Here is a 14,496-nt window from a genome sequence, read left to right as displayed (position 1 = left end):
ATTGGATTCAAGTGATACTTTTCATTGTTATTAGATAGTAATGTTATTAAAGCAAAGCATAATGAATACTTTAAAGCAAATAGTAACGTTTTTTCGTTTCAAATATCTAAGAATAAGCCTTTTACTAGTGTTTATTGTTCAGAATATTTATGGTCAAGATTTTACTTTGAGTGAAGCGGCATTAAAAGAAGATTACAAAATGGCTATGGATGTAATCTCGAGTTTGTCACCAGACCTTACTGCAAAAGATTTGGAAGCCATAAAAGATGAGGTCGAGAAAGAATTGAAAGCCTTAGATAATGCTTCTATGAATAGTCTTGAGTTTGTAAAAGTATTATCCAATACGTCTATTGATTTCAAAACCGATGAACATGGCAATTTTACATTGCCTAGTAATGTTTTGGTGAAACAGCTTACAACACAACGTTTGTTTCCTGTGCCTTTAAAGATTATAAACAATAGGTTATTCGTCAATACAGAAAACGAAAACTTGCCATTTGGAACAGAGGTTACAGGGATTAACGGACTTAGCACTAGAGACATTTTAATTAGCCTTACCAAAGGAAATTTGGAAGACACCTACGAATTGAGAAATATTGAGGCCAATTTCGATATCCTTTACTGTCTACTAATTGGAGGAGGCGAAGTATACAATGTTGAATATATAGTTAATAATAAAAAACATACAAAAGCTCTTAATGGTATTGAGTTGTCTCAAAGAGGCGCAATTCACTCTAACCAAATATTTCCTCTAGATGCAACAGCTCAAAATAACATTATCAACACAGAATATCTGCCAAAGTTTGATACTTACTATTTTCAATTGAATTCATTTGAAATCGAAAGTCATGTCGCAAACAATAAAGCACACTACCAAGAATTTGAAAAACGATTCGATAGTGTTTTTAAAAGCATAAAGGAAAAAAAACCAAAGCATCTTATCATAGATATAAGGCATAATAGAGGAGGAGATGCTTTTATACCACCACTTTTATATTCTTATATAGCTAAAAAGAATTTTACTGAGCGAGTAGCTTTAAAGATGAAAACATTCGATTTACCTCACAGAGAGCACCTTGTTTCTATTGGTAGTGTTACAAATAAGGATGAATTTGTTAGTTATTTGAGTAAGTTAAAAAACACCTTTACCAAAAGTAGTGAAGGCTTGTACTTGAATATATTGAGAGATACAATTGTTGAGCCAAAAACCAATGCCTATAAAGGCAAAGTACATTTATTGGTTGGCGGTAATACGGTGTCAGCAGGAGCGTATTTTACAGCGTTGTTTAAGAGTGAAGAACGAGGGATGATTTATGGTGAAAAAACAGGAGGCTCGCATCGCGATATGACAGCAGGGCAAATGGCTGTCTACGAACTGCCAAATAGTAAAATAAAAGTGTCTATTCCTCTCATGAAAATAGACTTTTCTAAGCGTATCAAACAAAGATTGACAGAAAAGTATATAATGCCAGACAAGCCAATCAATCAAAAGGACGCAGTTCTAGAGTTTAAGGATAAGAAAGACTTCTTTTTGACTCAAGTTTTAAAATATATTTAAAGTCAAATTGCAATACGCTTGTAGCAATCAATCATCCTTGGTAGCCTCGATAATTGTGGTTTTTTCAATCCAGGTTTTTCCTCCATCGGTTGAAGTATCGATAAAATATGAGAAGCTGTTTTCGCTTATGTCGTAAAATGTTATCCGGTTTTGATACTGGCCAGTAGGGTCAAGCTCCCAATACTTAGTATGAAAAACCATTTTACCATTAATTTCTTCTCCTTCAATTAATGCTTTATTACCAAGCGTATTATTTTGGATCCAAGTCATGCTCCACTTATTACTGTTTGGATCAAAAGTTCTCACATTTATACCTTGCACTGGCATGCCTTTTCCCCAATAATCTATTATAGACATACCATCTGGAGTAAAGTAACCATACCACTTTCCTTTGGTTAAACTGTAAGATCCATCCTGGCGCTTTTGTTTATAGTCTATTTTCCAAGAACCAGCTAAAAAAGCCATCTGAAGTGTTTCGGGAGGAGCTTTGGCACTCATGCCTTCAGGGATTTTCAACCCTTTATACTTTGCTTCGATAGAAGACCAAATACTATCAGCTTGTCGAACCATGGTCTGTTCCGATTCATTCTGCCAAAATTGCTTAGCATCAAATGAAGCGTTTTTAAAAAATAACAAAAGCTTGTTGTCTAATATTTTGTATGAGGTCGGATCGATATCAAACTTTTGCGGATTAAATCCGTATTTACCAGCAGGCGCTCCAAGTCCAAACGCACAGTAGCCACCATACTGAGGTAGATAATTTTCAGGATTATCTTTAAAGCTGTTCAAATTTTGATTAGATGAGAAAAAGTATGTTAAGCCTTCGTGTTTGTGAGCGAATTTTGTTTTACCCTTTTTTGGAGAGCCTTCAAAGTAGCTTACAAGATCATAACCTTTTATAGCAATGTTTTCTTTATTGACATTATAGAAAGATTTTCCGACAGGATATTTTTTTTGAGCATAGGTCATGCACGATAGCAATGTAAGTAAGCTTAATACAATAACTTTCATAGGAAATATATAATTAAAGTGTAAAGTGTTGAATGTGTTTCGAAAGTAGATAACCTACATATTGTCGAGGGTTGAATTATTGCTAAATTCCATAATATCAGTTAATTAAAATCATACTAAAGCAATAATTTGACCTCAATCTTATTTAGTGATAGATATATTTACACGTAATGAATGGTTTAAGTGTGTAACACACTTTTTGATTAACTGTTTGATTGGTTATTAAAGCTCCGAATTTTCGGAGCTTTTGCTTATGAGTTCGTACACGTAAGGCTGTCCGATGATCACAATTTTGATAATGTTTTTGTTATTGATGTAGAATTTTTGCTTGGCGACACCACCACTGTAAGTAATTGTTTGGCAATTATATTCGCCAGAAGGGATTTTAGTGGTCTCAAGCTCCAAATTGGTCTTTACCTCAATACTGTAAAATTTGCCTGTTGTTGCATTATACTGAAACATCTGATGCTCCTCTTGCTTCAGTAATTCCGAAGGCATAATAAATAAAGCGACTGATCTTTCAAAATAGACGTCATGGGTTTCTGAAAGAACTATTGGATTGGGTTTATTATCCCGAACAGGAAACCCAACATATCCTTTCAATGAGTCTCCCTCTTTTTTGGTAAAGCAATCAATTTTATGATCACCAATATTTCCTTGAATTCTAACAGAATCCATTCTGAAATTGGGATCAAAATACGACCAGCTCTTTTCCGTAAAACCATTTGTTTGAGTTTCTTCATAAACAATGCCTCCATTAGGATTTAGTTTAATATGACAAGTCATATAACCAATAGAATCATTATTGTATAATAATCGATAAGTAAGATTAATGGGGTCATTTTTTTTTGGCCAACACGATAGTAAAACCAAAGCGAAGATACACAGACTTAGGAAGGAAATATTTCTCATAAATTCTGAAAGTAATATCTAATGAAAGCCCAGAGGGTGATATAATTGCTCAATTTCTAATTGATTAAGTTCATGCAGATTATAAATCTTTGTTAAATAAGGGAGTTTTGATAATTGTCTCTGGTATATTAACACAAAATAGAGTTGAAAAAGAAGGCTTATGCTTAACTACTCAGACAGTAATTTCAATAAAGCAAACAAAGGCGGAAATTTTGTGATAACGTCCTCATTAAGAGAATGCCATCATAAGGTTGATAGTTCTCCAATTTCTATTAAAATACCGATTAATGGAAGAGAAGCTTACACTGTTAATGGTAAAGAACATCTAATTACTCCAGATTACTTTCTTTTAATTAATAAAGGGGATAAAGTTGAAACCTTAGTAGATGCGCAGACACCAGTGGATGGAAAATGTATCTATTTGGACGAGAATATGGTCAATAAATATTATGAAGAGATTCAATGCAAAGCATTGTTCAATGATCATGATTTAAAGAGTGTGCTTCAAGTTAATACAGGAAAATACTGGCTCGATAATAGCGCTATGTCGGGATTGTTTAAGGAGATTAAACGCAATCCTACAGAAGATGATGCTATGTTTTACGACAAGGTTGCTGTGAATTTAGTGTTTCATCAAATAGAAGTTTCCAAAGCAATAGAAAAAATATGCTCCCTTAGTATGGCTACAAAAGTAGAATTATACAATAGAGTTAATATTGCCAAAACCTATATATTGGATAACTTCTCAAAAGACATAACACTAGATGAATTGAGCCAAGTCGCATGTGTTTCTAAGTTCCACCTAATTAGGATTTTTAATGATATCCACGGTCGTACGCCTTATAATTTCTTGCTTAAGGTTAGATTAGATAAAGCCTATGATATGCTCAAGAATTCTAAAGACTTCCTGATTGAGGAAATTGCCTTTATGAATGGCTTTAAACAAAGAAGAACATTTACTAGATTATTTAAGAAAGAGTTTGGACTTTGCCCAAATGATGTCGTTAAATTAAAGGTTTAGCGAGTTTTAATCTAATTCCTCCCTAAAACCTGTGATGACTCTTATTGCATTATCACCTCCATTTTGATTGATTTTTCAGAAGAGGTTTGTCAAATTTAATCCTTATTTATTGAAAAATATCGAATCTTATGTTAATGCGTTGAGCCTTAAAAAATTAGTGTTTTGGTAAAGGAAAAATGTATTTCGTCGATAAAAATATGTATTTCAGCGATGATTCTTTTGAAAATGAGGCATTTTGATCTATATTAGCTGTTCTTGTTTAAGACCCTGAATCAACTTTCTCAAGAACATTTTAATCCATTTTACTGTTAAGGCAAATTAGTGTGCCTTAAAACGCCCTCAGATTTTTGTACAATAGAAGCGATAATCCGCTTTAAATTAATTATCCATTTCCTCCCTCGATTGAATGTGATACCACATTCCATAATAATTAATGATAAACTATTGTATAACCCTAAATTAATACACATGAAAACCCTAAAAATTACTCTACTTATGCTAGCTGTAGTAGTATTAACTGTTTCTGGAAGCACTAGTGACACTATTGCTAAAGATGAAGCGAATACTTATAAAGAAGCTCCTGCTTATGATCTGTTAGCACATGCTAAAAAGAAGAAAACCTTAGGCGGACAAAGTTAATCCCTATTCAAAATATATTTAGAAATACCCTTATAATTTATAAGGGTTTTCTTGTTTTTCTTTTTTTATCTGTTCTCTTTTTAGCTAAATTTGATTTAATTTTTTAATCAAGCTTTGCTGAAATCCTTATTTTTTTACTTAATTCTAGTAATTTCTTTTCATGGACTATCTGCCCAAACCAAAGTTGATAGTATTTCTAACCTTATTCAAAAGTCTAAGAACAATAATATAAGTCCTAAAGAAAGGTTAGATAATGCCCAAATCGCTTTTGAACTAGCAAATACTACTAATAATGATTCTATAGTATTAGAAAGCTCAAGAGCAGTTGCTTCCGCTTACTTTGTTCTCGAAGATTATGAGAACTATAAGAAGCATAGTGAAATAAATCTGGAATTGTCTACCAAATTGAAAGATTCAGTGGTAATGGCTATTGCTACTCAAAATATTGCACAATATTATTATCTGGAATCTGAAAATGATAGTGCTTACTATTATTACTCTAAGGTGTTAAAACTCTATAATTCCCAAAACAATTTAGACAGTAAAGCATTGGTGCTTTTAAACATAGCTGATATTCAAGAAACTGAAAAAGACTATATAGGTAGTGAAGAAAATGCAGTCAAGGCTATTAAAATATATCAAAGTTTACCTGTTACCGAAGTAAATCTTGACAGACTTTGGAGCCTAAATAATCTTATTGGAATTATTTCATTGAAGCTTAAGAACTACGATAAATCTCTTGATTATCATAATCAAGCCTTGGAAATCAGTGAGCGGATGGAATATGGTGATTACAATCGTTATTTGTCAATCAATAATATTGCCTTTATTTATAGGAAGAAGGAAAATTATAATAAAGCATTAGAACTATACCAAAGTCTGGTTTCTTTAAAGCAGGAATATGATGATTATGATCCAACTTTCTATCCATTGATTATTGACAATATAGCTTATACAAAATTGTTAGCTGGACATACGGATTATAATAATATGCTAACAATGTTCAATGAAGCGTATGCAATTAGTGATAGCTTAGAAGATGATATTACGAAGTTGGCTGTATCTATAGATTTAACTAAATTTTACTTACATCAACAGGACAAGGATTTAGCGACTAATTATGGCTTGAAATCATATGATTTGGCAAAAAAAATATCATCTAATGACATTTTGTTGGAGTCAATGATCTTGTTGTCAAAGTTGAAAGAAGGAGAAGAAGGGAAAAGATACCTTAACGAACATATTAAGCTCAGTGATAGCTTGCTTAATGTTGAAAGAAACAAACGTAACAAATATGCGCGTATAGAACTCGAAACTGATGAGTTAGAAGCCGAAAATGTTCGTATTTCACAGCAGCGACTATGGCTCACCGCACTTTCAATATCATTACTTATAGCTGTTGCTCTGGTATATGTTGTCATTACGCAACGTGCTAAGAACAAAGAATTGCGATTTGTACAAGATCAGCAAAAGGCCAATGAGGAAATCTATAACCTCATGTTATCGCAACAAGATAAAGTTGATGAGGCCAGAGCTAATGAGAAAAAACGAATTTCCCAGGAATTACACGATGGTGTGCTTGGACGATTGTTTGGGACGCGACTTAGTCTCGACAGTCTCAATTTTTCGGAAGGCAAGGATGCTATCAAAAGCAGGATGCAATACATTGATGAGCTCAAAACCATAGAGCAGGACATTCGAAAAATATCTCACGATCTTAATACGGATTTTGTCGCAGGATCTGGTTTTATGGATATTCTATCAGAGCTTATCGAAAAACAAACCAAGGCTTATCAACTCACCTACGACTTTGATTATACCGACGATATCAATTGGGAATTGATACCCAATAAAACCAAGATTAATGTCTACCGCGTTGTGCAGGAATCCATGCAAAATATCTACAAACATGCACAAGCTAGTCACATAAAAATTAGCATTAAACTAAAAAATAACGTAATTTGCTTAGGTGTTTCCGATAATGGAATCGGGTTTGATGTTCAAAAAAGTCGTAAAGGGATTGGGCTTAAGAACATTAACTCTAGAGTCGATGAATTAGAAGGTGACGTTGTCTTTTCTTCTGAGCTAAATAAAGGAACCACTGTTGACATTAAAATACCTTATTTAAGCTAATATACCCATGCAGCATATCAATATTTTAATGGTTGATGACCATCCTATCATTATTGAGGGCTATCAAAATACTCTAATGGCTACCAAGCACGATGACCAAACGTTACTGATAGACACTGCTAACGATTGCGATACTGCATATAGAATGCTTAGAAGAGCTTCCGAAGAAACGCCATACGATGTGTGCTTCTTCGATATTAGCTTACCAGCATCATCCGATGGTCGTTTTGCTTCAGGTGAAGATTTGGCGGTATATGCCAGAGAGCGACTACCAGATGCTAAGGTTATTATTCTTACCATGTTCAATGAATCGTATAGAGTTCACAATATCATTAAAGAAATCAACCCTGATGGATTTTTAATAAAGAGCGACCTTACATCATTAGAACTAGCTGAAGCCTTTCAGCAGATACTAAAATCACCGCCTTACTACAGCAGTACAGTAAGCAATTACCTTAAGAAGACGGTCATTAGCGATATCTATATCGATGATATTAATAGAAAGATATTGCACTTATTATCCCAAGGTATAAAAACCAGAAGCCTTAAAGAATACATAGACCTTTCTATGAGTGCTATAGAAAAACGCAAAAAACAACTAAAAATGCTCTTTTCTGTAGAAGATGGCAAGGATGAAACCTTGCTCAAAGAGGCCAGAGAGAAAGGATTTTTGTAGTAAATCGTTAAAATACCGTAGATTTTACCATTCGTCGATATTTTTTAGCCCTTGCTATTGCTGAAAACTACGGTTTTTCCGTAACAAGTTTGAGGTTTTTCCACAACAAAAAGTTAATCATCTTACATAACTTTGATACGTCAACAGTAATTAATTAATCCCTCTAAGTTATTTGTTGAATTAATAGCAAGAAAAACCTAGTAGCTTCCCAGCTACTAGGTTATTTTTTTATACGAGTGTATCTAGATTGCCAAATACCTTAACCAGAAAGAATCCGAGGTAGATCATTGACACGATAAATTTCAAAAATGTAGACGCTATAAACCCAAGAAAAGATCCAAAAGCTGCTTTAGTCGCTTTATTGAAATCACTATCGTTAGTTAATTCTCCAATAAGTGCACCTAAAAAAGGCCCAATTATTATCCCGAATGGAATAGGAGCAATCAGCCCAACGATTAAACCTATGGTTGTGCCAATCATTCCAGCTTTACTACCACCAAAACGTTTTGTTCCCATAGCCGGAATAATGTAATCCAAAATCCAGATACCAAGAGCAACAATAAAGGTTAGGACAAGAAATGTATTACTTATTGGAATTGCATCCGAAAATTTCAAGATCAGCAATCCAATCCAACTAGTTAAAGGTCCTGGTAACACAGGTAGAAAACTACCAACAATACCAAGTATCATAAGAAGTAGTGATACAATCACTAAAAATATATCCATAATTATAAGTAATGTGCATTTTGTAAGACGCTGACAAATTCTTTTTGTTACATTTTTAACTAAAAAATTAGTTCAAACTAAATATTTAGTTATATTTGCTTCATACATTGAACTAAAAACTTAGTTGAAAGATGAAGCAACTTACAAAAGCAGAGGAGGAAATCATGCAAGTCCTTTGGGCATTAGAAAAGGCAAATGTGAAGTCTATTATTGAACAATTTTCGGATCCAAAACCAGCTTATAATACAGTATCTACCATAGTTAGAATTCTAGAAAGCAAGGGCTTTGTAGATTATGAAAAGCAAGGGAAAGGCCATGTGTATTTTCCTTTAGTTGCCAAAGAATCTTATAGTAATCAATCGATCAACAAATTAGTGGATAATTACTTCCAGGGTTCTTTTAAAAGTATGGTGTCGTTTTTTATGAAGAAGAATGATATCAACATGAAAGAATTAGAATCTATCCTTAAAGAAGTTAATAAAAAAGAAAAGTAAGATGTTACATTATTTAACTCAGGCCATAGGATTTCAGCTCATATTTTTAATCATTTATGATCTCTTTTTAAAGAAAGAAACCTTCTTTAATTACAACAGACTGTACTTGCTCGTCACTATTGGCTTATCGTTCGCATTACCATTTATAGAGATTAGTAGATTTCAAGGGATTGTTCCCGATGAATTTATTGTAAGACTTCCAGAAGTGGTGATAGGAGAGGTTGATGCTGTAAACAGTAACATAGTTCCACTAAACACTCTGATAATTGAGTCTAGTTCATTTTCCATACTCAAAACAATATTCTTCACAGGCTTTTTTGTGGCGTTATTTATCTTTTTCAGAAAACTATACAAGCTATATGCTTTGGCTCAAAAAAGCCCTAAGCAGCGAGAAGATGGATTTGTCTTAGTGAAACTCTTTGAAAGCAGTGCGGCATTTTCATTTTTCAATCTTGTTTTTGTAGGCGAAGAATTAAACAATAATGAAAGAGATACTATTCTAAAGCATGAAATCATTCATGTAAAACAAAAACATACTCTAGACCTATTGATATTTGAAATACTCAGAATTGTGTTCTGGTTTAATCCATTAATCTATATCTATCAAAATAGAATAGCGAGCCTACACGAATACATAGCAGATTCAATAGCAATAAAGCAACAAAACAAAAAAGACTATTATCAAAACTTACTTCAACAAGTTTTTGATGTCAACGATATGTCTTTTATCAATACATTTTTCAATCAGTCATTAATAAAAAAGCGAATTTTTATGTTATCCAAAGAGAAATCAAAGCAGATTCTAAAACTCAAGTATGTACTATTAATCCCAGTTGTTTGTAGTATGTTATTTTACTCTTCTTGTTCTGCAAAGAAAACGGCAGTAAAACAATCAACTACAGAACAAACTGTTACAGAGCAAACCACGAGTCCGTTAACCAATAAAGTTGATGCAATAAAACAACAAATAATGGTTCAGGGCAATGTGAATCCAGATGAAGAAAGAGGGATAGCGTTACTGGCTAAAACAATAGAAAGTCGAAGCATAAACCAGGATTTAGTAAAACAAATTCAAGACTACATAGCAATACAAAACAAGACAACTTTAATGACTAAGATAGCAGACCTTTTTGATCAGATGCAAGCACAAGGTCATCTACAACCATTCGAAGAAAAGGCATTAAAAGGATTATTGGTACTTACCACAGATAATGGGCTCAACAATCCATTATACAAAGATGTAGCAGAAGAAGTAGAAGTACCTTTTGGAGTTATAGATGAGGTTCCTGTTCATCCTTCTTGCGCATCACTAACATCCAATGCGGACAAAAAGGCATGTCTATCTAAAAACATATCGATGCACGTCAATAGAAATTTCAATATGGAAATTGCAAAACAGCTTGGATTAGAAGGCAGACAGCGTATCAATGTTTTGTTCAAAATAGATAAAAATGGAGATATTACTGGTATACGAGCAAGAGCACCACATCCAGATTTGGAAGAAGAAGCAAAGCGAGTTATTGCAACTTTACCAAAGTTTACCCCAGGGAAGCATCAAGGAAAAGCAGTTATTGTCCCTTACAGCTTACCTATCATTTTCCAGGTACATTCAGAACAGAAAGCTTCGAACGATAAAAGTTCTGATGAGCAAAGCTATGGACATACAGATAAAATTCCATTTACTAAAGTAGACTTACCACCTGCATTTCTTTCATGTGCTTCGGTATCTGATGTGGAAGAATTGAGGAAGTGTACATCCCAAGGCATTGCAAAGTACATAAATAAGAAATTCAATCTCAAACTCGCTGAAGATTTAGGTTTAAAAGGAAAACATCGAATCGAAGTTATATTTAAAATAAACAAACGAGGAGAAGTGACTAATGTAAAGGCCCGAGCATCACATCCAGATTTGGAAGAAGAGGTGATACGCATCATTTATTCGATGCCAAATTTTGTTCCAGGAAAGCATAAAGGAGAAGTTGTAGATGTGATGTATAGCTTACCGATTGAATTTTTAATTGCCGCATGAAGAAAATAATCGTATTGTTTTTACTAATATGTATGAAAGCCGAAGCACAGTCTTCGGCTTTACAACTTGGTAATGATTTTTTTGAAAGAGGTAACTATAGCAAAGCCATAGAAGCCTACAAAAAGCACTCGGATAGTACAGAAGTCTTTGATAAAATTGCCAAATGCTACAGAGCGCTAGGCTCAATTAAAAAAGCCAAACTGTATTATGAAAAGAGTTATAATGCATTTCCAGAGGACGAGCTCATTACGTACAATTATGCCAAGATTTTGTTAGTTACCAAGGATTATGCTAAAGCTTCAAACTTATTTGAAAAACTGATCTATAAGGATTATAAAAACCCAAATTATCATTATCAAAAAGGGTTAGCGCTAGAGAAGATGAAAGATTCTATGGAATTGGCTCTAGATAAGTATAAATCTACGCTTCAGCACGACGCTACACATCAAAAAGCAATTATAAAGCTTGGAAAGTATTACTTAAAAAAACGAAAGCCAGATATCGTGAATTTTTATGTAGATAGAGGACTTGAAGTTTACCCAGAAAGTGCTGCGCTTATTAGTTTGAAAGCTCAAAATTTTTACTGGAAAGAAAACTATATTCAAAGTATTAAGTGGTTTGAAAAGCTATTGGATATGGGTGAATCATCAGAATTTATTCATGAAAAATTAAGTCTAAGCTATGGACAAGAATACGAATATGAAAAAGCAATAACACATCGAAAAAAAGTCTTGGAATACAATCCTTACGATGCAACGTCCAAGTATGTTATAGGTCAATATTATCAACGATTAAATGATCATGAAGAAGCTATAAAATGGTTTGAAGAATCATTAAAATTATCAGACATACCACTAGATGCAGAATATACCAAACTAGGCACATCTTACAATTATCTAAAGAAATACAAAGAGGCAATTGAAGTCTTTAAAAAAGCCTTAAAAGAAAATCCAAACAACATAAGCGCTCAGTTCTTTTTGGTGAGAACTAAGGACGAATTCTATGGTGATTTAGATTCAAAAATAAAGCTCTATGAAGAGTATCTAAAAGCTTATCCTCAAAGTCCTTTTAAGCCTTTGGCTGAAAGACGATTATCAGAATTGAAGAAGGAAAAGTTTCTTAAAAAGGACTAAAATTCAAAAAAGTTGTATTTTTCGTTTCAGTATAACTAATCCATGAGACGATCTCTACTTTTGCTATTACTCATTAGTGTAGCTTCTTGTCAATACTTCGACAAGAAAAAAGTCTATACAGAAGATATCGTAAAAGAAGAACTCGAAACCATTAATTGGAACGATGTAGACCAATATCCATCCTTTTCGAATTGTGAAGCATTACAGGAAAAGCTAGAGCGTAAGCAATGCTTTGAAACGACATTAATAGATCATGTCGCCAATTATTTTTCTAACCAAAATATTGTAGTTTCAGAAGATATCGAAGACACGCTGACTTTAAAAATAGCGATTGATAAACAAGGCGTTTTATCACTTCAAACTCTAGAAATAGATAGCTTAACCCAAGCACAAATTCCAAAACTAGACAGCTTAGTAAATCGAAGCCTATTAACCTTACCTAAGATATTTCCGGCAATAAAACGAGGGCAACAAGTCGATACAGAGTTTACTCTGCCTATAGTTATACGAATCGACTAAAAACGTATTGCTAGCTTTTGCAAGAACCTCAAGATTTCAGCATACAACCAAATCAGAGTTGCCAATAGTCCCCAGGTTGCCAGCCATTCTTTATCCTTTGACGCTCTGCCTTTATAACGTTCTATATAATCAAAGTCCAAGAGCAAAGCAAAAGAAGCAACAATTGCAGCAATAACATTAAAGGCAATCGCCAGATTAGAAGTACCCCACAAAAAAGATTTGATACCGAAGAAACTCAATATCCATGAAATGATATACACAACAAAAATACTGGCAGCAGCAGAGATAATGATACTTCTAAGGAGCTTAGTGACTACAATGATTCTGGTCTGATACAAGATAAGCATTACGAAAAAAGTAATGATGGTAACACCAATGGCCTGATAAGGCAATTCAGGAAATCGAGCTCTTACATAAGCCGAAAAACCACCTAAAAAACACCCTTTTGCAACCGTATACAAAGGCACTAAAAACCACGCCCAATGCTTTCTTACGGAAATAACAATACTAATTACTATTGAAGCTAGCATGCCTCCAAGTGTAAACCATCGCACAGACATACCACCTTCGTGAAGTTTCCATATCCATGCAACTATCGCTGCAATAACCAGGATGCAAACCATAGATTTTACAAAGATTCCGAAGACGGTCATTTTGGACGATCGGTCTCGGTCGTCATCCCAGAAATAGCCTGTAAAAACAGGGTTGGAGGTTTTGTAATTGCGTAATGCCATTTATAGATTAAACTTATATCCCAATGTAATATCAGTTGAAAAATTACCTTGATTATCCAGAAAGACGGCAAACAGTTCGCCATAATTAATCGTAATAAATCCAGAATCTCCAACAGCAATTTCTGCACCGACTCCAAAAATCATTGGTGCATCAAAAGCAGTGTCTTTGGCTTCATTAGTAACTGTTGTTGGACCCTGTGGAACTTCGACTTCAGCTCTAGAGAAGTTTACTGTAGCAAATTTCAATTGACCGTAAATACTAAACGTTTCCTTATTAACAATTCTATAACGATACCCTAAGGATAATTCAGTCGTTGAATAGTTGAATTCGCCATTTTCAAAACTATGCCTCACTTGTAAAAACCCAGAGTGCCTTTGCAGCACATTTCGCTCCATAACCTCCAGTTCCAAAACACCTAAAGGTGCAATGTCATTATTAGGGTTTTCAACAAAAGGATTGTTGGTAATTCCAGCGTTAATACCCAGTCTTACAAGAACATCAGATTTTGTAGTCACGGATTGGTAACTACTATCCTTACTGCTATTATAGTCGTCTATAAAGTTTCTGAGATCGTATAAAGTAAGCTTTAGCTTTTCAGTAGAGATTGAATTATTAGTAAGACTCGCTAAAACAGATTTGTACTCTTCAAGATATTTTCGGTCTTCGCCTCGAGTATTTTTTAGTTCCGTAATGGTACCATCTTCGGATCTTACAAAATACCGATATTGACCATCAATGATATTCCAGAGTAAATCCAGAGTACCATCAATTTCGGTTTTCAATTCTAAAGATTCTCCATTAACAGTGTAGGTTTGTTGTGCATTGCTGTAACTAAAGAAAAGCATTGCAATTACTATGAATACTAGCCTTTTCATAAGTGTGAGATTTTGGTTCGAGTAAAGCTACCAAA

General features: G+C 33.9%; 14 protein-coding genes. 9 read left to right on the top strand and 5 right to left on the bottom strand.

Annotation, left to right across the window (positions count from 1 at the left end; all coding sequences use genetic code 11):
* The first annotated feature begins 61 nt into the window (after positions 1–61).
* The gene (locus NCE97_RS12710; protein WP_353779653.1) at positions 62–1,558 is read left to right on the top strand and encodes a S41 family peptidase; all 1,497 of its coding nucleotides are present in this window, start codon (positions 62–64) and stop codon (positions 1,556–1,558) included.
* Between the two features lie 27 nt (positions 1,559–1,585).
* On the opposite strand, the gene NCE97_RS12705 is transcribed toward NCE97_RS12710, so the two are convergent.
* Both NCE97_RS12705 and NCE97_RS12700 read right to left on the bottom strand, forming a co-directional pair.
* Entirely contained in the window at positions 1,586–2,569 is a 984-nt protein-coding gene (locus tag NCE97_RS12705) for a YHS domain-containing (seleno)protein (protein WP_353779652.1), read from the bottom strand.
* Positions 2,570–2,791: 222 nt separating this feature from the next.
* The gene (locus tag NCE97_RS12700; protein WP_353779651.1) at positions 2,792–3,481 is read right to left on the bottom strand and encodes a hypothetical protein; all 690 of its coding nucleotides are present in this window, start codon (positions 3,479–3,481) and stop codon (positions 2,792–2,794) included.
* A gap of 160 nt (positions 3,482–3,641) precedes the next feature.
* On the opposite strand from NCE97_RS12700, the gene NCE97_RS12695 reads away from it, so the two are divergent.
* The 4 genes from NCE97_RS12695 (at position 3,642) to NCE97_RS12680 (ending at position 7,950) form a co-directional block, all read left to right on the top strand.
* A complete protein-coding gene (locus NCE97_RS12695; RefSeq protein ID WP_353779650.1) occupies positions 3,642–4,502 on the top strand; it encodes a helix-turn-helix domain-containing protein in 861 nt (286 codons plus the stop codon).
* 468 nt (positions 4,503–4,970) lie between these two features.
* Complete coding sequence (locus tag NCE97_RS12690; RefSeq protein WP_353779649.1) at positions 4,971–5,141, top strand: hypothetical protein; 171 nt, start codon at positions 4,971–4,973, stop codon at positions 5,139–5,141.
* 114 nt (positions 5,142–5,255) lie between these two features.
* Positions 5,256–7,274, top strand: a complete 2,019-nt coding sequence (locus tag NCE97_RS12685; RefSeq protein ID WP_353779648.1) for an ATP-binding protein — start codon at positions 5,256–5,258, stop codon at positions 7,272–7,274.
* A 7-nt stretch (positions 7,275–7,281) separates the two neighbouring features.
* Positions 7,282–7,950, top strand: a complete 669-nt coding sequence (locus NCE97_RS12680; RefSeq protein ID WP_353779647.1) for a response regulator — start codon at positions 7,282–7,284, stop codon at positions 7,948–7,950.
* A 228-nt stretch (positions 7,951–8,178) separates the two neighbouring features.
* Here NCE97_RS12680 and NCE97_RS12675 read toward each other — a convergent pair whose 3' ends face one another.
* Positions 8,179–8,676 (bottom strand): DUF456 domain-containing protein, encoded by a 498-nt coding sequence (locus NCE97_RS12675; RefSeq protein WP_353779646.1) that lies wholly within the window; start codon positions 8,674–8,676, stop codon positions 8,179–8,181.
* Between the two features lie 131 nt (positions 8,677–8,807).
* Here NCE97_RS12675 and NCE97_RS12670 point away from each other — a divergent pair, with 131 nt between their 5' ends.
* The 4 genes from NCE97_RS12670 to NCE97_RS12655 are packed head-to-tail and all read left to right on the top strand — an operon-like array spanning position 8,808 to position 12,851.
* Positions 8,808–9,170, top strand: a complete 363-nt coding sequence (locus NCE97_RS12670) for a BlaI/MecI/CopY family transcriptional regulator (protein ID WP_353779645.1) — start codon at positions 8,808–8,810, stop codon at positions 9,168–9,170.
* A 1-nt stretch (position 9,171) separates the two neighbouring features.
* Positions 9,172–11,199, top strand: coding sequence for an energy transducer TonB (locus tag NCE97_RS12665; RefSeq protein ID WP_353779644.1), 2,028 nt, complete (start codon positions 9,172–9,174; stop codon positions 11,197–11,199).
* Positions 11,196–12,332 carry a tetratricopeptide repeat protein gene (locus NCE97_RS12660; RefSeq protein ID WP_353779643.1) on the top strand — a complete coding sequence of 379 codons (1,137 nt, stop codon included), beginning with the start codon at positions 11,196–11,198 and terminating at the stop codon, positions 12,330–12,332. The genes NCE97_RS12665 and NCE97_RS12660 overlap by 4 nt, the downstream gene beginning before the upstream one ends.
* 42 nt (positions 12,333–12,374) lie before the next feature.
* Positions 12,375–12,851 (top strand): hypothetical protein, encoded by a 477-nt coding sequence (locus NCE97_RS12655; protein WP_353779642.1) that lies wholly within the window; start codon positions 12,375–12,377, stop codon positions 12,849–12,851.
* Here the strand turns inward: NCE97_RS12655 and NCE97_RS12650 are convergent.
* Positions 12,848–13,585, bottom strand: a complete 738-nt coding sequence (locus NCE97_RS12650; protein WP_353779641.1) for a Bax inhibitor-1/YccA family protein — start codon at positions 13,583–13,585, stop codon at positions 12,848–12,850. The genes NCE97_RS12655 and NCE97_RS12650 overlap by 4 nt on opposite strands.
* Positions 13,586–14,461 (bottom strand): hypothetical protein, encoded by an 876-nt coding sequence (locus NCE97_RS12645; RefSeq protein ID WP_353779640.1) that lies wholly within the window; start codon positions 14,459–14,461, stop codon positions 13,586–13,588.
* Positions 14,462–14,496 lie beyond the last annotated feature (35 nt).

The sequence above is a fragment of the Winogradskyella sp. 3972H.M.0a.05 genome (genome assembly GCF_040493455.1).
Lineage (GTDB): Bacteria > Bacteroidota > Bacteroidia > Flavobacteriales > Flavobacteriaceae > Microcosmobacter.
The sequence above is the reverse complement of the archived record's forward strand: the minus strand, read 5'-3'. Positions and strand labels throughout refer to the sequence as shown.

Bases quoted from the DNA above. Each gene is read 5' to 3' on its own strand.
- NCE97_RS12710 (WP_353779653.1), top strand. From the start codon at position 62: ATGAATACTTTAAAGCAAATAGTAACGTTTTTTCGTTTCAAATATCTA.
- NCE97_RS12705 (WP_353779652.1), bottom strand. From the start codon at position 2,569: ATGAAAGTTATTGTATTAAGCTTACTTACATTGCTATCGTGCATGACC.
- NCE97_RS12700 (WP_353779651.1), bottom strand. From the start codon at position 3,481: ATGAGAAATATTTCCTTCCTAAGTCTGTGTATCTTCGCTTTGGTTTTA.
- NCE97_RS12695 (WP_353779650.1), top strand. From the start codon at position 3,642: ATGCTTAACTACTCAGACAGTAATTTCAATAAAGCAAACAAAGGCGGA.
- NCE97_RS12690 (WP_353779649.1), top strand. From the start codon at position 4,971: ATGAAAACCCTAAAAATTACTCTACTTATGCTAGCTGTAGTAGTATTA.
- NCE97_RS12680 (WP_353779647.1), top strand. From the start codon at position 7,282: ATGCAGCATATCAATATTTTAATGGTTGATGACCATCCTATCATTATT.
- NCE97_RS12675 (WP_353779646.1), bottom strand. From the start codon at position 8,676: ATGGATATATTTTTAGTGATTGTATCACTACTTCTTATGATACTTGGT.
- NCE97_RS12670 (WP_353779645.1), top strand. From the start codon at position 8,808: ATGAAGCAACTTACAAAAGCAGAGGAGGAAATCATGCAAGTCCTTTGG.
- NCE97_RS12665 (WP_353779644.1), top strand. From the start codon at position 9,172: ATGTTACATTATTTAACTCAGGCCATAGGATTTCAGCTCATATTTTTA.
- NCE97_RS12660 (WP_353779643.1), top strand. From the start codon at position 11,196: ATGAAGAAAATAATCGTATTGTTTTTACTAATATGTATGAAAGCCGAA.
- NCE97_RS12655 (WP_353779642.1), top strand. From the start codon at position 12,375: ATGAGACGATCTCTACTTTTGCTATTACTCATTAGTGTAGCTTCTTGT.
- NCE97_RS12650 (WP_353779641.1), bottom strand. From the start codon at position 13,585: ATGGCATTACGCAATTACAAAACCTCCAACCCTGTTTTTACAGGCTAT.
- NCE97_RS12645 (WP_353779640.1), bottom strand. From the start codon at position 14,461: ATGAAAAGGCTAGTATTCATAGTAATTGCAATGCTTTTCTTTAGTTAC.